22 protein-coding genes are annotated in these 17040 nt (G+C 41.5%); 9 read left to right on the top strand and 13 right to left on the bottom strand.

Annotated elements, in window-relative coordinates; translation table 11 throughout:
• Positions 1-79: 79 nt before the first annotated feature.
• Complete coding sequence (locus HWQ37_RS15080) at positions 80-1264, top strand: M20 family metallopeptidase (protein ID WP_292748413.1); 1185 nt, start codon at positions 80-82, stop codon at positions 1262-1264.
• Between the two features lie 81 nt (positions 1265-1345).
• Here the strand turns inward: HWQ37_RS15080 and HWQ37_RS15075 are convergent, their stop codons facing one another.
• The 3 genes from HWQ37_RS15075 to HWQ37_RS15065 all read right to left on the bottom strand — a co-directional run bounded on the left by HWQ37_RS15075 (position 1346) and on the right by HWQ37_RS15065 (position 3554).
• Entirely contained in the window at positions 1346-2398 is a 1053-nt protein-coding gene (locus tag HWQ37_RS15075; RefSeq protein ID WP_292748412.1) for a hemerythrin domain-containing protein, read from the bottom strand.
• A gap of 219 nt (positions 2399-2617) precedes the next feature.
• Positions 2618-2995 (bottom strand): hypothetical protein, encoded by a 378-nt coding sequence (locus HWQ37_RS15070; protein ID WP_292748411.1) that lies wholly within the window; start codon positions 2993-2995, stop codon positions 2618-2620.
• Positions 2967-3554, bottom strand: a complete 588-nt coding sequence (locus HWQ37_RS15065; protein ID WP_292748410.1) for a Panacea domain-containing protein — start codon at positions 3552-3554, stop codon at positions 2967-2969. Before HWQ37_RS15065 ends, HWQ37_RS15070 begins: the two co-directional genes overlap by 29 nt.
• A 420-nt stretch (positions 3555-3974) precedes the next feature.
• Here HWQ37_RS15065 and typA point away from each other — a divergent pair, with 420 nt between their 5' ends.
• Complete coding sequence (gene typA / locus HWQ37_RS15060) at positions 3975-5765, top strand: translational GTPase TypA (RefSeq protein ID WP_292748409.1); 1791 nt, start codon at positions 3975-3977, stop codon at positions 5763-5765.
• 194 nt (positions 5766-5959) lie between these two features.
• On the opposite strand, the gene HWQ37_RS15055 is transcribed toward typA, so the two are convergent.
• The 3 genes from HWQ37_RS15055 to HWQ37_RS15045 form a co-directional block, all read right to left on the bottom strand.
• Complete coding sequence (locus tag HWQ37_RS15055; protein WP_292748408.1) at positions 5960-6451, bottom strand: hypothetical protein; 492 nt, start codon at positions 6449-6451, stop codon at positions 5960-5962.
• Between the two features lie 261 nt (positions 6452-6712).
• Positions 6713-6988 (bottom strand): DUF5615 family PIN-like protein, encoded by a 276-nt coding sequence (locus HWQ37_RS15050; protein WP_292748407.1) that lies wholly within the window; start codon positions 6986-6988, stop codon positions 6713-6715.
• Between the two features lie 78 nt (positions 6989-7066).
• The gene (locus HWQ37_RS15045) at positions 7067-7378 is read right to left on the bottom strand and encodes a DUF433 domain-containing protein (protein WP_292748406.1); all 312 of its coding nucleotides are present in this window, start codon (positions 7376-7378) and stop codon (positions 7067-7069) included.
• 97 nt (positions 7379-7475) lie between these two features.
• On the opposite strand from HWQ37_RS15045, the gene HWQ37_RS15040 reads away from it, so the two are divergent.
• From HWQ37_RS15040 to HWQ37_RS15020, 5 genes are all read left to right on the top strand, one after another.
• The gene (locus HWQ37_RS15040) at positions 7476-7736 is read left to right on the top strand and encodes a hypothetical protein (RefSeq protein ID WP_292748404.1); all 261 of its coding nucleotides are present in this window, start codon (positions 7476-7478) and stop codon (positions 7734-7736) included.
• Entirely contained in the window at positions 7733-8143 is a 411-nt protein-coding gene (locus HWQ37_RS15035) for a type II toxin-antitoxin system VapC family toxin (protein WP_292748403.1), read from the top strand. The genes HWQ37_RS15040 and HWQ37_RS15035 overlap by 4 nt, the downstream gene beginning before the upstream one ends.
• Positions 8144-8513: 370 nt before the next feature.
• Entirely contained in the window at positions 8514-8777 is a 264-nt protein-coding gene (locus tag HWQ37_RS15030; protein WP_292748402.1) for a type II toxin-antitoxin system Phd/YefM family antitoxin, read from the top strand.
• On the top strand, positions 8749-9096 hold the full coding sequence (locus HWQ37_RS15025; RefSeq protein WP_292748401.1) for a type II toxin-antitoxin system RelE family toxin: 348 nt from the start codon (positions 8749-8751) through the stop codon (positions 9094-9096). The genes HWQ37_RS15030 and HWQ37_RS15025 overlap by 29 nt, the downstream gene beginning before the upstream one ends.
• Before the next feature lie 54 nt (positions 9097-9150).
• Positions 9151-9393, top strand: a complete 243-nt coding sequence (locus HWQ37_RS15020; protein WP_292748400.1) for a YgiT-type zinc finger protein — start codon at positions 9151-9153, stop codon at positions 9391-9393.
• Between the two features lie 34 nt (positions 9394-9427).
• Here the strand turns inward: HWQ37_RS15020 and HWQ37_RS15015 are convergent, their stop codons facing one another.
• The 3 genes from HWQ37_RS15015 to tatC form a co-directional block, all read right to left on the bottom strand.
• Positions 9428-9799 (bottom strand): DUF5615 family PIN-like protein, encoded by a 372-nt coding sequence (locus tag HWQ37_RS15015; RefSeq protein ID WP_292748399.1) that lies wholly within the window; start codon positions 9797-9799, stop codon positions 9428-9430.
• Positions 9796-10089 carry a DUF433 domain-containing protein gene (locus HWQ37_RS15010; RefSeq protein ID WP_292748397.1) on the bottom strand — a complete coding sequence of 98 codons (294 nt, stop codon included), beginning with the start codon at positions 10087-10089 and terminating at the stop codon, positions 9796-9798. Before HWQ37_RS15010 ends, HWQ37_RS15015 begins: the two co-directional genes overlap by 4 nt.
• A 431-nt stretch (positions 10090-10520) precedes the next feature.
• Entirely contained in the window at positions 10521-11315 is a 795-nt protein-coding gene (gene tatC / locus HWQ37_RS15005) for a twin-arginine translocase subunit TatC (RefSeq protein ID WP_292748396.1), read from the bottom strand.
• Positions 11316-11720: 405 nt separating this feature from the next.
• On the opposite strand from tatC, the gene HWQ37_RS15000 reads away from it, so the two are divergent.
• On the top strand, positions 11721-11951 hold the full coding sequence (locus tag HWQ37_RS15000; protein ID WP_292748395.1) for a hypothetical protein: 231 nt from the start codon (positions 11721-11723) through the stop codon (positions 11949-11951).
• Between the two features lie 57 nt (positions 11952-12008).
• Complete coding sequence (locus HWQ37_RS14995; protein WP_292748393.1) at positions 12009-12866, top strand: SDR family oxidoreductase; 858 nt, start codon at positions 12009-12011, stop codon at positions 12864-12866.
• A 177-nt stretch (positions 12867-13043) separates the two neighbouring features.
• Here HWQ37_RS14995 and HWQ37_RS14990 read toward each other — a convergent pair whose 3' ends face one another.
• From HWQ37_RS14990 to HWQ37_RS14975, 4 genes are all read right to left on the bottom strand, one after another.
• Positions 13044-13187, bottom strand: coding sequence for a hypothetical protein (locus HWQ37_RS14990; RefSeq protein ID WP_292748392.1), 144 nt, complete (start codon positions 13185-13187; stop codon positions 13044-13046).
• Positions 13156-13404, bottom strand: coding sequence for a hypothetical protein (locus HWQ37_RS14985; protein WP_292748391.1), 249 nt, complete (start codon positions 13402-13404; stop codon positions 13156-13158). The genes HWQ37_RS14990 and HWQ37_RS14985 overlap by 32 nt, the downstream gene beginning before the upstream one ends.
• Before the next feature lie 100 nt (positions 13405-13504).
• Positions 13505-14545 carry an SGNH/GDSL hydrolase family protein gene (locus HWQ37_RS14980; RefSeq protein WP_292748390.1) on the bottom strand — a complete coding sequence of 347 codons (1041 nt, stop codon included), beginning with the start codon at positions 14543-14545 and terminating at the stop codon, positions 13505-13507.
• 332 nt (positions 14546-14877) lie between these two features.
• Positions 14878-16272 carry an S-layer homology domain-containing protein gene (locus HWQ37_RS14975; protein ID WP_292748389.1) on the bottom strand — a complete coding sequence of 465 codons (1395 nt, stop codon included), beginning with the start codon at positions 16270-16272 and terminating at the stop codon, positions 14878-14880.
• Positions 16273-17040: the final 768 nt, after the last annotated feature.

The raw sequence follows: 17040 nt of genomic DNA, 5'->3' as shown, positions 1-17040 counted from the left end.
TTCTCAACGTATAGCAAAAGCATTTTGTTTGTTAACAGTTCTTTATCATGGGGAAAAAGCCTATAGACGAATTGAATCGATGCTTACCCATATTAAAGACTTAGCAGCAAAACTAGCGCCCCGCTTAATTGAAATTCGCCGCCATATCCACTCTCACCCAGAACTCAGTGGTCAGGAGTACCAAACAGCAGCTTTCGTAGCTGGTGTTTTGTCTTCTAGTGGGCTGCACGTACAAGAGGGAGTTGGGAAAACGGGCGTGATTGGAGAACTCCAAGGCACTAGCCAAAATGACCGTTTATTAGCAATTCGTACTGATATGGATGCTTTGCCAATTCAAGAGGGTACTAATTTAGAATATGCCTCTCGTGCAGATGGAATTATGCACGCTTGCGGTCACGATGTCCATACCACTGTGGGTTTAGGAACGGCAATGGTGCTGTCTCAATTGGCTGAGGAGTTGGGGGGAAAAGTACGGTTTTTATTTCAACCGGCTGAGGAAATTGCTCAAGGAGCAAGCTGGATGTTGAAAGATGGGGCGATGGAAAACGTCTCAGCTTTGTTAGGGGTTCATGTTTTCCCTTCTATACCCGCAGGTTCTATTGGGGTGCGTTACGGGGCTTTAACAGCCGCAGCTGATGATTTAGAGATTCTGATTATGGGAGAATCGGGACATGGGGCGCGTCCCCATGAGGCGATTGATGCGATTTGGATTGCTTGCCAAGTGATTACTGCGCTGCAACAAGCTATCAGTCGCACACAAAATCCTTTGCGCCCTGTAGTATTAAGTATCGGAAAGATTAATGGTGGCAGAGCGCCGAATATAATTGCGGATAAAGTGCAGTTATTGGGAACCGTGCGATCGCTCCATCCCGAAACCCGCGCCCATCTGCCAAACTGGATTGAAAATATTGTATCTAATGTTTGCCATACCTACGGAGCAAAGTATCAAGTTAATTATCGCCAAGGTGTACCCAGCGTCCAAAATGATTACGCCCTGACGCAATTGTTACAATCAGCCGCAGAAGAAGCTTGGAGTAGCGATCGCGTTCAAGTTTTACCCGAACCTTCCCTTGGTGCTGAAGATTTTTCGATGTATTTAGAACACGTCCCTGGTTCTATGTTTCGCTTGGGTGTGGGCTACAAAGAAAGAATCATTAACCACCCTTTACACCATCCCCAATTTGAAGTAGATGAATCTGCAATTATCACCGGGGTTGTAACTATGGCATACACAGCTTATAAATACTGTCAGCAAAATCTGTAAACAAAAACTCCCAGCGTTTATCTGCTGGGAGTTTTTGTTTAACTAAGCTTTTTTAGCGGACGTAGAAAGCCCGAAAGCATCCTATACATTCGATTCAGTAACAACACCGAGCTTTTGTTGAATTTTGGTCTTAGCGGCTTTGAATTCAGTAGCAAGTTGTTCGCTTTGCTCAGTACTCAAGTTATTACGAATGGCTGCAAACATTGTGCTTTCTTCTTGACGAATATGATCGCCAAGGGCATCCATCAACTGTTTAACTTTCTCTTTGAATTGCGGTGAAGATGGGCTAATTGCCTTAATTTCCTCTAACGCCTGTTTCGCATGAGCTTGTTCATCAAACAATTCTTGAGTGTTATCTTGACCGTAGAAAGGACGTACTCTTGGATAGACTACTTCTTCTTCAGCTTCAGCATGGGCATTTAGATCCTTGTAAATTTGACCGAAGTACTCTTGGATCTTTTGTGGATCGTTGCTTTGTAGCAGTTCGGTGAACAGGGTATTTACCTTGTTGTGATCGAGGCGGATGACATCTTGGATATTTAGATCCTTTTTGTCGCTGGCTTGGGTTACAGCACTACCTACTACACCACTGACTGCGGCCAAAGCATCTTGAACCCGCGCCCAAATTCCTTGATCTGCGTCTTGTCCAGTGAGTTCGCGGACACCCAGAATTTCCAGAATGCCTTTGAGTTGCTCTTGGTGAGCGCGGTTTTCAAAGTTAATGGTATTCAAAGGTGCGATCGCTAGCAATACATCAGCACCAACTTTTTGAGCAGCTTTGTGAACTACCACACCACTCATTACTAGTTGATGTTTCAACAATTCCTGCTGAGAGAATTTTTCATAAAGGCTCAATTCAGAACCTTTGAACAATTCACGAGCTTTTTCAATGAATTGTGTAACATTTTTCTTGGGTTCAGCCTGAATCCCATATTGACCAATTACGGTTTCTAAAATACCAAGGTTTTTTTGATCGTCATTGATGAAATTTCGGATGCGATCGCCAATTTCGGCATCAAGTCCTTGTGTCAAAAGCGCTTGTTCATTTTCGATGACCAATTGTTGGAGTGCTTTAATGCTTGCCAATTTTACAGCAATAGCATTGCGCTTCGTATCATCTAATGTAGCTACCATCCGTGTTCTCCTCGGCAAAGTGTTCGTAATTCTTACTTGATATAACCTTGACACAGGGGTTAGGGAGATTCCATCTTTCTTTTGAGCGATCGCTCTCACAACTCTGGGTAGAGAAACAAAATTTTTTATTACAATTTCTGTTTTTATACTTTTAGATAGATAATATTTAAATCTGTATTTCCATCTCCAGGCGGATAAATTTTTGATAAATCTACCAACTCAAATATTAATAATTTCTTTAACAACGCCTTTTAAATCCACTTCAGTAGGCCGCTTTTCAAATTGCTTGTGGCTATAAATCCACACAAGCTTGATTACACAATCAGTTGTATTGACTAAATACATTAATCTAATTTGTCCCGAAGCACCTTTGGATACCTTAAACTCTAGCTTGTAAAATGACCATCCTTGAGGTAATTCAATCTTTCTAGGTAAAGGTTCGTTACGAGAATTGATCGGATATTGGTCTTCAATTAAATCTTCCAAAACTTCTGTTACCCGCTTAACAAAATCTGATTTGTAAGCTTTTGCGAGTTTTTTGAAAGAACGGTTGAAATTATCGGATTTTTCAATCGAGAAGGGAGTTGAGCCAGTCATGCACTTCTCCTTTACGAATACGAGTTGATGATTCCGAAGTACAAGCGTCCTCTAAAATTTCCTGCATTACGAATTGATAGGCAGGATGGTCGCGCTCTATTTGGTCTAGTTTCACATGTCCCAATGCTTTCAAGTCTTCAAGAAGAATTGGGTTAGTTGAGCTAGCTTCAGGTAGCAAACCTTTACGCGCCTTTTTCCAAGGAAACTCCAAGTGTGTCATACCACTAAGTTGATAAGCATGGTAGCCACCAAAATATTCCCATACTTCTTCTAGAAGCCGTCTCTTATCCTCAGGCATCTCTAACAGGAATTCTTGACTAGGAATAGGTAATTGTTTAGCTTCAAATTCACTGTAAAACCTGTAAGCCGGAGGACAAACAGGGCCATAGCGCCATGCTTGTATTTCTTCTTCAAACAATGGCTGATCATACATCGCCAAATGTAAACTTTGCGCGTAATACAGAAGCTTTTGAACCTTCATATTGGTCATTTCTGCTTCTATACTGTCTTCGTAAGCTCTGACGATGAAGTAGCGAGCCACATTTAGACAATCAATCATAATCAGACTCGCAAATTAAGACTGGTTAACTATTATAGCTGTTTTTAATGGTCACTTACAATTACTATTGTAGTTTAAATATCTTAATTTAGTACATTTTTACTATTGAAAATCAATCTACTACAGTACGGCGTAAATCCAGCTACCATCTCAATTAACTAGACAAGTTGCTCTAAGCAACTGGTTAGAGGCGTGCAATCTTTGGCATCAAGTCTCAAGATTTCCGAACCCTTTTTACGGTGAAGTGTACTCAGGCGATCGCAACGCAGCCTTGACAAACCTCACCGCAATTGTGACGATTACGCTAGAATTATTAAAGGTTCTTTACAGAGTTCTGATAATCATACCCAATTCTGTTAAAAAAGCCTAGTATTCAAATGTAAATCTCAAAACCCCCTCTAGAGTTCACCAAAAGCTTCTATGACGCTCCCAATTCGCAACGTCGCCATTATCGCCCACGTTGACCACGGCAAAACCACCCTGGTTGACGCACTCCTCAAACAATCCGGCATTTTCCGCGAAGGCGAAGACGTTCCGGATTGCGTTATGGACTCCAACGCCCTAGAACGGGAACGGGGTATTACTATCCTGTCTAAAAATACGGCAGTTCGCTACAAAGATACGTTAATTAATATTGTTGATACTCCTGGACACGCTGACTTTGGTGGCGAAGTTGAACGGGTACTCGGCATGGTTGACGGATGTCTTCTGATTGTCGATGCCAATGAAGGCCCCATGCCCCAAACGCGCTTTGTACTCAAGAAAGCTTTAGAAAAAGGGCTGCGCCCCATCGTTATCATCAACAAAATTGATCGTGGACAAACTGACCCCCACGTTGCTGTAGATAAAGTTTTGGATCTGTTCTTGGAATTAGGGGCAGATGAAGACCAATGTGATTTTACCTATCTGTTTGCCTCCGGTATGGCAGGTTTCGCCAAAGAAAGCTTGGAAGCAGAATCGGTAGATATGCAACCTCTTTTTAACGCGATTCTGCAACACGTTCCACCACCAGTGGGCGACAGCAATAAGCCTCTGCAATTGCAAGTTACAACCCTAGATTATTCTGAATATCTGGGACGGATTGTCATTGGCAGAATTCACAACGGTACGATCCGCTCAGGACAACAAGCGGCTTTAGTTACAGAAGATGGTACTATTGTCAAGGGTAAAATTACCAAATTGATGGGCTTTGATGGACTGAAGCGCGTAGAGATGGAAGAAGCAACCGCAGGTTATATTGTCGCGGTGGCTGGTTTCGCTGATGCTTATATTGGGGAAACAATTACTGACCCCAATGATCCGCAAGCTTTACCACTAATTAAAGTGGATGAACCAACCTTGCAAATGGCCTTCTGGGTGAATGATTCGCCCTTTGCTGGTCAAGAAGGCAAGTTGGTGACATCAAGACAAATACGCGATCGCCTATTCCGCGAACTTGAAACCAACGTGGCTTTGCGGGTCGAAGAAACCGATTCTCCCGATAAATTCCTCGTTTCCGGTCGTGGTGAACTCCACTTGGGTATCTTAATCGAAACCATGCGTCGGGAAGGCTTCGAGTTTCAGGTATCTCAGCCACAGGTAATTTACCGCGAAATCAACGGTCAACCTTGCGAACCCTTTGAACTTTTGGTGTTAGACATTCCTGCTGATGGTGTGGGTAGCTGTATCGAACGCCTGGGACAACGCAAAGGCGAAATGCAAGATATGCAACCAGGTAGTGGCGATCGCACCCAATTAGAGTTTGTCATTCCCGCCCGTGGTTTGATTGGTTTCCGGGGTGAATTCATGCGGATGACTCGCGGTGAAGGCATCATGAACCACAGCTTCTTGGACTACCGTCCACTCAGTGGCGACATTGAAGCCCGTAACAAAGGCGTTTTAATCTCCTTTGAAGAAGGCGTTTCTACCTTCTACGCCATGAGAAATGCCGAAGATAGAGGAGCATTTTTTATTACTCCCGGCACAAAGGTTTACAGAGGTATGATCGTGGGAGAACACACTCGTTCCCAAGATTTGGAATTGAATATCTGTAAAACCAAGCAGTTAACCAATCACCGCGCTGCTGGTGGCGATGAATTGGTGCAACTACAAGCACCGATAGATATGAGCCTAGAGCGTGCTTTGGAATACATCGCTGCCGATGAATTGGTGGAAGTTACACCCCAATCGATTCGTCTGAGGAAGATGTCGAAGAAGTTGGCGAAACGGTAAGTAAAGCAATAACTTAATTGATTTAGAAAGCCCGCTCATGCGGGCTTTTTATTTTTCACTTAAATAAAACTTTAAGGTAAGTAGGTGGGCGCTAAAAAATCCAACTATATTAAGAAATGTAAATCCCTTAAAAGCCTATATTCAAAGCCTTCCTGGTGCTTTACATAAGTTTACCTAGTTTGGTTTAATTGTGCCTACCTACTTAGATATGTTGCATTGCTAATTGTTTTCATTGCCTCATTAACTGAATTAGCAATATCTACATAACTATCACCTCTTGGGTATTCAGCAATACTTTCCTGAGCTTGACATAAAAAACTATATGTTGTATTTCCTAATGTTCCCACTCTTACTTGCTCTATAGGAACATTGTTATATTGCTCATGAGAAATAATCTTTCTTTGCCGATTAATAGCGATAAATTCTTGAATCTGGAATGTTCCTGAATTACAATCCATAATTCCTCGACTTACTGTTATTACAGTACCTTTCTTGTCTGGCTGTGAGTATCTCATTCTAGAAAGATACCCAACCAAAGACCCTGAAGTTTGGACAGAGTTAACATCAATATCCAGTTGACTACCATTTTCTGAACTGCCTATATTAACCCATTGTGTAGTCTCTGCATGGACTGGTAATACAGTAGCTAACACTAATAGAAAACTTAAACTAAATTTTCTTAACATATTTTTCTCCTCTATATATCTAATTTGAAAGATAAATCAGTCAACAAAAACCGAAAAATTACGTAATTTTTCTTAAAGTTACTGTAAATTAACTAAAAGTATGAACCGATCGCCCATTAGTTCCATAACAGCGCAAACCAAGGGCGCAGGCGTAACCCGTCGTAGACATCACTATCCAGCAAGCAGGGATTATTGCAGAAAGCGATCGCCAATTAGCAGCATAGATTTACAGTGCGATCGCCTCTCACTACTGCTTTCATTTCATACAAACTCGACACGTCCTACCATCTCTTCAGGTGTCATCACCTCATAAATTAAAACCAACGTTTCAATGATTTCACCAATTGAACGAGTCCCTTTTTTACAGTACGTAATCCCAGGATGATCAAGCCTAGAACTGGCAATAATCAAAAAATCTGTATCCTGAGTGAACAGTACTCGCTGTGTTTCCTGAATAAACACTAACTGAACTTCATCACTTTGAGTACGTAATTCCACATCATTGGTTGTTGTAACATCAATTCCATAACGACGCAAGCCAAGGGCGATGTCTACGACAAGCCGCTTTGCGTCTACGCAGGATCGACATTTTCATCCAGATGAAAGCGAATGCGTTCACTCATTCCTCAACTGTCTCAGTTTTTCTTGAAGACGTGAGGGATGATTTTGCTTCAGTACCTCAACTAACTCATCTTCTTCTGCTATGCGATGATCAATCTCGTCTCGGTGATCAAAATAATAAGCCATTGCCGCGTAAACAGATGCTAGTGAAAGGTCATACTTACCAGAAATCTCTAGCAAAGAATATCCTAGCTTTAAATTCATCACTGCCACATCTTCTACAGCAATGCGAGTACCGACAATACAGGGCTTGCCACTCCGCACATCAGAAGCGATCGCTATATGCTCCCGACTAACTAACTGCATTGGTAAATCTTCGAGGTGTGTTCCATTATTTAATAATATACAGCTATCCTGGCTAATTTTTGAGTAAAAATAAAGAAGACTGAAGAAGGCAATTATCATGACTATTCGTGAAACTGCGATCGCAAAATTGCAGCAACTTTCCGAACCACTCCTACAAGAAGTGACCGATTTCATTGATTTTGTGATCCACAAACATCAAGTTAAAATTGCTGACTGTCAGGCTGATGAAACGCTTGTGGAAAAATGGTCACAATGGTTTGAAGCTGTGGATTCCCTAGACGTATCTCCAGCTGAACCAGTCAGTAACTATGAGCAGATCCTACTCAACAAGTATCGGCAACAAGGGTTAGAGCTATGATCCTGTGCGATGCAGGAGTCTTATTGTGTTTAGTTGATCAGACCCAACCCCAGCACAAGGCTTACCGAACTGCGGTTATGGGTTTGGCAAAGCCTCTTGTCACAACCTGGTCATGTCTGACAGAAGCCATGTATCTTGCCCTGCATCGTGGCGGCTGGCAAATGCAAAAACAGTTGGGGCAGCTTCTTTTAGATAAACTGCTGACCGTTTACGAGATTCAGGAGAGTGATTACAACCGTTTGTTGGCGCTGATGGAACAATACCGCGATCGCCCAATGGATTTAGCAGATGCTACATTGGTTTTGACGGCTGAAAAGACAGGGTATCGTCAAATTCTCACCCTCGATTCTGATTTCTTGTTTTATCGAATTGATCATCAAGACACCTTTGAAATCATTTCAGTCTGAAACGATGAGTAACTAAATCACGATTTAGACGAGGTTTAGCAACGCTAGTATGTCCCTTTGAATTAACTATGCGTAGGCGTAGCCCGTTCTAGACATCACTATCCAGAGGGATTATTGCAGAAAGCGATCGCCAAACCATAGCAAAAATTTACGGTGCGTAGGGGGAGCATCATCGTACACATCATCTGTTTTGGTACTTCTTTCATTTCAGAAAAACTCAGATAAGACTGATATATTTAAGGTAAATTATTATCATCTAAGTAATTTTGAAAGAGTGTAAGAACATTTTTATAGAAAATCGGACTAGGTTTAGGTTGGTTTTTCAAGCAAGTGATATAATGATAGTTAATTATTATTTATCAACTAGAATATGCTAAAATACCTAACAATTGCAGAAGCACAAGAGCAACTTCTAGATTTACCAGACGATTTAAAAGAAGATCCAATAATTATTACCAAACATGGTAAACCAGTAATAGCTGCAATTAGTTTTGAGAAATATGAATCTTTACTAGAAACTCTGGAAATTTTATCTGATAAAGAATTTACCCAAGAATTACAAGAAAGTATAGCTCAAGGGGAGAGAGGAGAAACTATTAGTTGGAATGATGCCAAACTCAAACTCGGACTCTGATATACCACAGTCTGATAATATTGAATTTGAAATTCAGTTAACACCTCTAGCATTAGAGATGTTAGAAAATATTAAAGATAAACGTCACCAGAAAGTTTTAAGTTCACGTATTGATAAGTTAAAAACAGATCCAGAAAAACAGGGAAAACCTTTAACTGGAAAGCTTATCAATTATCGTAGTGTTAGGGCTGTTGGTCAGCGCTATCGTATACTTTACAAAGTAGAAATTGATAAAGTGGTAGTATTGGTTGTTGGTGTAGGCTTACGAAAAGAAGGTGATAAAGGGGATATTTATAATCTATTGCAGAAATTAATATAAAAATTTATCTGATTGTGACTGTTTGTGAAGTCACTGAAGCTTAAGGCTAGCCCTATGTATGGATATAGATGCGAGTATTGCGAAGGAACTGTTCAACCTCGAATTGTCAAGCGCGAGGCATTTAAACATAGAGATGGATTTGTCATCCTCGAAGATGTGACAATTGGTGTATGTGATACCCGTGGCAATCGGTACTATTCTGCCGATATTCTTCATGCGGTTCATGCTGTTGCAACTGGAGCCAAACCCCCTGAAAGAACCGAACAAATTCCGGTCACTCATCTAGAATCAGCATAATCAACGCCGCACACCGCCAAACCATAGAATAGATTTACAAATTTTCAATATATTTTCTTAGAAACACTAATTGATTTGCCATATCCTCGGCTTCTGCACTTTCGACTAACTTCAATAAACCTCGCAACTGTTCTCCAATTGAATAACTTTGCTTGGCAGCAAGTACAATGCCTGAATGCTTTTGTTGCTGTTCGAGATAAGCTTTATGCAATCGACAAAAATCACCAACATTGAAACTATAAATAACGCGCCTCTGTTCCGTTGCCCAGATTAATTGGCTATCATCAGATGATGCTAATCTATCTGCCTCAGCCGTTGTCATTACATCAATCCCAGCATTGCGTAAACCATTAATTAAAGATTTTTTGCCAGCATCTTCATCTAAATAGAAGCGAATTTGAATCATGCAAAATTACCTGACATCCACTTCGTTTCCAGGGCATTACATTCTGCTTGATATAAAGCAATCTCTCTATCCATTGCCTCCTGATTAGCATAGTAATAGGCAAGCGCTGCATAAACTTGTGCTAGGGATAAGTGCGGATATTCTGTCACAATATCTTGAGGAGATAAGCCGGCTAGAGAATCCATTACAATATTTTGAACCGTCATGCGCGTACCAGCAATGCAAGGGCGACCTCCAATAATTTGAGGTGTCCTCACAATTAGGGTTCCAATATCAACTATTGCCACCATCTTTTTTCCACTTTAATGAATCAATGAATCTTCTACATTTATTCCATAGTTCAATAATACATTAGCAGTTCTGGCTCTAACAAAGTTACAGATGCAGCCAGATCAACCTACTTAAGCGGCCTGCCTGACAGAAGCCATGTATCTTGCCTTGCATCGTGGCCAAAAAGCAAATGCAAAAACAGTTAGGGCAGCTTCTTTCGTTCATGGATCGACATTTGGGTAGAAATTTTCTTTCAGTTCCTGACCCTCCTAATTTTCTTCTTGGAGGGCATTTTATTGCTTAATCGGAGCAATGCGATCGCTCGCAAGAGAACTAGTACAGCACGGCGTAAATAAGCCATCCATTTGAAATCTCTAAAACCCTTATTTAATGGTAATTACGAATTACGAATTACGCCTTGCGGTACTAGCAACTTGGATTATTCTCAATATTATTTACCTGTGAGCTTAACTAGTCCCACACCACCGAAATAAAGTGCTAAAACTGCTCCCGCCAAGAGACTTTGAGTCAGGGGGTCAGTAGAAGGTGTCAGGACGGCTCCTAAAACCACCGATCCCATAATTACGTAACGCCAACCAGAAACCATCCGTTCTGACGAGACAATGTTCAAATTACCGAGCAACAGTTGGATGATGGGAATTTGAAATGCTAAACCAGTGCTGAATAACAATAGCAGCACAAATTCAAAATATTTATCAATTGACCAAAGCTGTTCGACTACATCTGCTCCGTAGCTGATGAAAAATTTCAACGCTGCGGGGATAAGGAGTAAATAGGCAAATACTAAACCCGCCCCAAATAGCACACTCGAACCCAAAACCACAGGCCCCAGTAAACGGCGTTCGCGGCGAGTCAATCCTGGAAGCACAAACTGGATAATCTGGTAGAGAATGAAAGGACTGGTAAGTACGAAGCCTGTGTAGGCGGCAACTTTCAGGGAGACAAAGAAATATTCTCCAGGTGCAAGTTGGAGAAATTTTACTCCTTGTGCTGGAACTTCAAGTAACTGGACAATCGGCTTAACGGCAAAGAAACAGCCGATAATGCCCACTGCTACGGCAATCAACGAATAGAAAATGCGCTGTCGCAACTCTTCTAGGTGGTCGAAAAGGGACATTTCGATTTCACCTGGCAACTCATCAAGAGGATCGGTGTCTGAGTTGCCATATTCTTCTGGGTCGATGTTGGGAACGTTTACAGTATCTACGTCTTGTGAAGGCGTCACGTCGCTTCGCTCCGAATTCAAAATTCAAAATTCAAAATTAACAATCCCCTAAATTTATTTATGGGTTTGTATCTTTTTTTGTCGGTCATCGACCATTTTGGTGACTTAGCACTCTTCATTATTTTATCTGGGGAATGCAGCGACTAAGATATGTTTTTGGGTGTTGTGGGTTTTTTGTCCTGTTTTTTGGGTTTGCATCTGCATAAGTTAGTAGGAAGCCATCTTGTAGGCAATGCCTAACCTAAAAAAAAGGTGGAACCGATAATTTAAAAATCACGTCTTTGTGGCTAGTAGCGCTGCATAAATTCACACAACATCAACATTTAATACTCAGTTTTAAAAATCCGGTTCATCAAGGTGGCATCTATACATATCGTAATCGGAAATTGTTAGCTGAGGTTGGGTATGAACCGGATAATTTGCATTGCTTTAATGGCATTGCCTGTTTATTTATACAGTGTTGATCTAGGCAATACTTCTAGTAGTGACGTGACAATTGTTAAAAACCAACTTCCCGCAATAGCTGCTCTAATTGGTTACAGTACAAATGCTCCCTCACGCATCTTACCGTGGCAAATATCGGCTAGAGATGACCAAACTGAGGATTGTCTTCGTTTTGGTACTTGCAAAGATTGATACTAATTCGTAATTCGTAATGCGTAATTACGGCAGCCCCATCATCAAATAAAATTAATGGTTGTAGAAAATCAACGTACTGTAGTGGTTACAGGAGCCTCAACAGGAATTGGTCAAGCGTCTGCTTTGCTTTTAGACCAATTGGGCTTCTCTGTTTTTGCTGGCGTGCGTCAAGATGTTGATGCTCAAACACTTAGACAGAAAGGATCGCAAAGGCTGATTCCGATTTTTTTAGATGTTACTGATGCTGAATCGATCGCAGCGGCGGTTGATAAGGTAACAAATGCAGTTGGTGGTGGGGGGATTTTGGGTTTGGTGAATAATGCCGGAATTGCTGTACCTGGGCCGTTAGAATTATTAGCGATCGCCGAATTTCAACACCAGATGCAGGTTAATGTCACCGGACAATTAGCAGTGACACAAGCATTTCTTGGTCTTTTACGCCAAAGTCGGGGTCGAATTGTCAATATGGGTTCCATTGCTGGTAGGAGTCCTGCGCCGTTCTTAGGAGCTTACAATGCGTCAAAATTTGCCTTGGAAGCACTCACTGATGTGATGCGGATGGAGTTACGACCTTGGGGAATCTCGGTTTCAATTATTGAACCTGGTTCTATTGCTACCCCAATCTGGGAAAAGTCTCTTAGTCAATCGGAAATCGCACAGCACGACTTACCACAATCGGCACAAAATCTCTACGGTCAAGCGATGAATATTGTCCGCAAGAAAATGCAGATTCTCGCTTCTAAGGGAATTTCTGCGGATATTGTGGCTCAAGTTGTTGTCCATGCGCTGACTGCAAAACAACCCAAGACGCGCTATCTTGTTGGACAAGATGCCAAAATCGGAGCGCTGATAAAGCATATTTTGCCTGACAAGCTACATGACAAGATAATTTTATACTCAATGGGGCTGTAGATTACGATTGTCGATACCAGGACTTACGCACTGAGATCCCCCAATCCCCTTAAAAAGGGGGCTTTAGAAGTTCCCCCCTTTTTAAGGCTACGGTGTACACACAAGTCAAATTACCCCCCTTAATCCCCCCGATATATTGGGGGAAAAAAGAAATCTAGTTCCCTCCCCTTTGCAAGGCTAGGGTGTACACACAAGTTCCACTACTCCACCTTCAGAAGGGCGATGGCGTAAATCGCAGACAAATCCTAATTGCGCCCCAATCTGACTCAAGTGGTTAGAGCGAAAGTCTTTACCGCCTTTGTACCGTTCGCAACGATACATTTAGTTTCTCTGCTGCTTCCCGCAACTTTTGTCCAGAAGTTGTGCGATCGCTCTTTTCCAGTAAACTTTGGATTACCTCTAGCTTGAGTTGGGCTTCCTCTGAGAGTTGTGTCACAATTACATTCTTCTCAAGAGTTGTACCACTTTCTCCTAGTAAGCCTTCTATAGGAATTGCCGAGGTATGAACAGCTAAATCAGGGTTTTGCTGACTGTTCATAATACATATTTTTTTTATAAAACTGTACACGATCGCTCCTAAATGAGCAATTTCACATCCATCTGTATTTTGGGTGTGAAATGCCCAACATGACCAAATTTCATCGCAATCGAAGCATCACTGCAAAATCAACAACCCGGACTGCTGACCTTTTTTGTTGACGCTTCAGCACTCCTATCGCACCAAAAGCACCAAAGGCTAAAATCCCTAAGTTTATCGCCGGTTCAGGCACAGACTTAGACTCAATCGCTGCCAGTGCAACATCTGCTATTACTTTATGAGCAGCAGTTGTTGGGTGAAAACCGTCCCAAATGAGAAATTTGTTGTCACCTGGCTTACATATATCTAGCCTAGATAGACAAGACTCAGTTACATTAGTAAAACCTAATGTGCTTGCCTGATTAAATAAAGAAAAAGTATCAACAGAGAAGATGTTGAGATTCGGGTTTTTCTTCAAAGCGCTCACAGTTTGTGCTAAACCCAAGTTAAACTCACTAGTTGATTTACTAAGGGTTGCAGGATTGCGATCGTTGATTTTCGATGCTGGTAGCTTTCCTAAATCTGGCAAGTTAAACACCAAAATATTTTTCGCGCCGACTCCTACTAGAGTATTCAACGCCAGAGATATATTACTGATTGGCGTAGTCGAGTCTTTAGGGTTGAGAAAAAAGAAATCATTTGCACCTCCCCATAATGTATAAAGTGCATTTGGATCGGCAGTTTGATTATTTGCTTGTAGAGTTCCAGCAAAACCAAGAACTTGTTTAAGCACTCCTGGTAAATTGGGATTGGGAACTACAGCATTACCTAAACCAGAGCTAGCACCACCGAAAGCAAAGTTTATCCCTTGGGTAGGAATTGGTGTGGGAGGGATAGTAGTAAAGTCCACATCAGTCAATAAAGTCGGCTTTAATCCTAGTTTATTTCCGAGATAATCAACCCAGAGCGGCCCATCGGAAAAACGCCCTTTAAAGTAAGGTGGGCTTTGAGGGTATGTTTTCCCAGTAGCATTATATATATTGCCTGTATCGGAAAGACTGTCGCCAAATACATAAAGCCGATCAAAACTCACAGCCGAGGCTTTGGTCGGCAACATAAAAGAAAATAGAACAAATCCGACTGCAACAGCTTGTTTTTTCATATTTTTTTTACTTGTATTATTTTTTAGTCTGTTTAAAAGTAATTGAGGAGCGATATGATAACTCGTCTTTTCTTCAGTTATTTCAAAACCAGGCATATTTAATGAGTTAATTTACGTCATTATACTTAAATATGCCTCAAGAATTCATTAAACCCGCATAAAAACGCTGTAAATACTTAGATTTACGGTTTCTTAATAAAAAATAGGTGCTTTACAAAGAAATAGTAAAATTTCCATCATAGAGATGGAATTGCTCACTTTTAATGCAGCTTGGCTATCAACTAAGCGCAACAGAATTGTCTAACCTTCGTAGACATCGTTTTAACTTCACTTTAATTTCGCTTTAATTTCAAAGCCTCAGTAGCCGATACACCCTCACCTTGACTGCCGAAATACCACAAAGCTGTAGCAGCCTCAGCACGAGTTACTGCTTTTTTGGGTTGAAACAGAGTCGTATAACCAAATACCCGCCTAATATTCGATTGTTCGCTATTCTGGTAATCAGCCAACACTGCTCTTAAAGCCTTGGGGTCAATTCGCGCTGCATCTTGAAAACCCCAGGTTTGTTTGACCGCATCTAAGTTAGCAGAGGGCAAAGCTTGGCGAGTATCTAGAGGTAATTTCCATAGCAGTAACTGTTCCCGCGTCAGGGGTGCATCAGGACGAAATAAAACTACTGTAGAATCTCCAGACAAAGGACTAGGAATTAACCCAGCTTCGGCTAATCCCTGAATTGCTGGAAAATCAGGGTCTTTTGCCGACACATCACTAAAAGCAGGTTGAGTACTTTCTGATGCCAAGCGAATCTGTTTAGCTGGATTGTTGGCATACACAGCATTATTAGCAGCAATTAGCCAACGGGCATATTCCCGATGTGTAACGATTTTACCAGGTTCAAACTGGTTAGTTGTGGTAGTAGAATTGCTCTTAGTTGCCTTTGGTTCTATAGACAAAACACCTAATGCAGCCAAATCTTGGATGTGTTGCCGCCATTCTTGCGGTATTTTATTCAGATCGTTGAATACCTGAGATTCTGCTGTGGCTGTAGGAGTTGTTTGGTTATTAGCTGTGTTTTGGGGCTGTGCTGCCAAGTTTGGGGGTGTTATTGGCCCAATAAACTGTGGATTTCCTGGTTGAGGAACGGCGTTAGTAGTTTCGTTAGGATTTGTATTTGGGGTAGGTTGTGCCGTTGCAGCACTATTAGGTACGTAATCAATCAGTAATTCAGTGGCTGTTTGGGGTTGATTAGGTGTGGCGTTAGTAACTGATTTGGGTTGAATGGAAACCTTCAACAGCAAATTGTTGCGACGTGCCTCAAAAGCGCCTCCTGCATCATCTGTTGGCTGTTGCAAAATCTGCCAGTTATTTGTTTGCAACTGGCTGCGATAAAAGCTAGCAATAAAATTACTGGGGTCAGAACTTAACCAACGAGTTGAGATTTTGTTTTCTGAGCCGCTAGCAGGTGTAACTTCTTGTAGTTTGGCATTGGAATATAAGGGGATATCTTTAGGAAAATCAGCTGGTAATTGAATTGCTGATTGGTTTTGCTGTGCTTGCGGTTGATTAGCTTGAGATTCTTCAAAGACAACTCCATCGGTTTGCAGTTTCGGATCTGCCGCTAAAGATTGTTCAAGGTTTTTGGCGACTGGACTACTAGCACAGGCTGTTAACGAAGTGAGTAGAGCAGCCCAAATTAAAAATACAGATGGACGTTTACAGGGAAGCACAAGAAATCACAAATTGAGTTTCAATTCCTACCCTAGCGCAGACTGTTCATTAAATGGGAATGGGGGATTGGGGATTGGGGAGATGAGGGGGATGAGGGGACAAGGGGGACAAGGGAGACAAGGGAGATGAGGGGACAAGGGAGACAAGGGAGATGAGGGAGACAAGGAGATAAATAAAACTCCTAACTCTTGGAAAGACTTGGGTTAATCGCGTCTCTACTTTTAACTCTTAACTCCTAACTCAGCACTATTGGGAGCATGGTTATTTTCCTTGCCCCTTCCTGACTCTTTATATCACCATAAAGACACTACCGACTCGCTGCATCTTCTTCGTAAATGTCTCTGTTGGTGATGATGATATCTCCAAAAATGAGTAAACGGTAGCAAAAGCTACCGTATTGTCTTCGTTTTACAGCCATTAGGTTTTTATAATTCCCATGCTTATTTATAGAGTTCCCTAAAATTCTGAAAAACTAACATTTTTGAAAAAAAACATAAATAAACCTGAAATCTTTGCTAGATAATCATTTGTGAGAAATTAGATCCCCGACTTCTCGAAGAAGTCGGGGATCTGGACACCGCGAATTTTCACAAATCAAATAGGATTGCTATATACGAGATAATGGATAAATTGCTGCCAGGGATGATGTCTGCGATCTATGGTATTGTTCGCGTTAGCGATCGCACCAGAAGGTCGGAACTTCGGCGACACGTTAAATTCCCAACTAAACCTTTGCTTCCAAAGATTTGAGTAACTCGGTATTCACG

The sequence above is a fragment of the Nostoc sp. NMS4 genome (assembly GCF_017115095.1).
In the GTDB taxonomy this organism is placed as follows: Bacteria; Cyanobacteriota; Cyanobacteriia; order Cyanobacteriales; family Nostocaceae; genus Nostoc.
The sequence above is the reverse complement of the archived record's forward strand: the minus strand, read 5'-3'. Positions and strand labels throughout refer to the sequence as shown.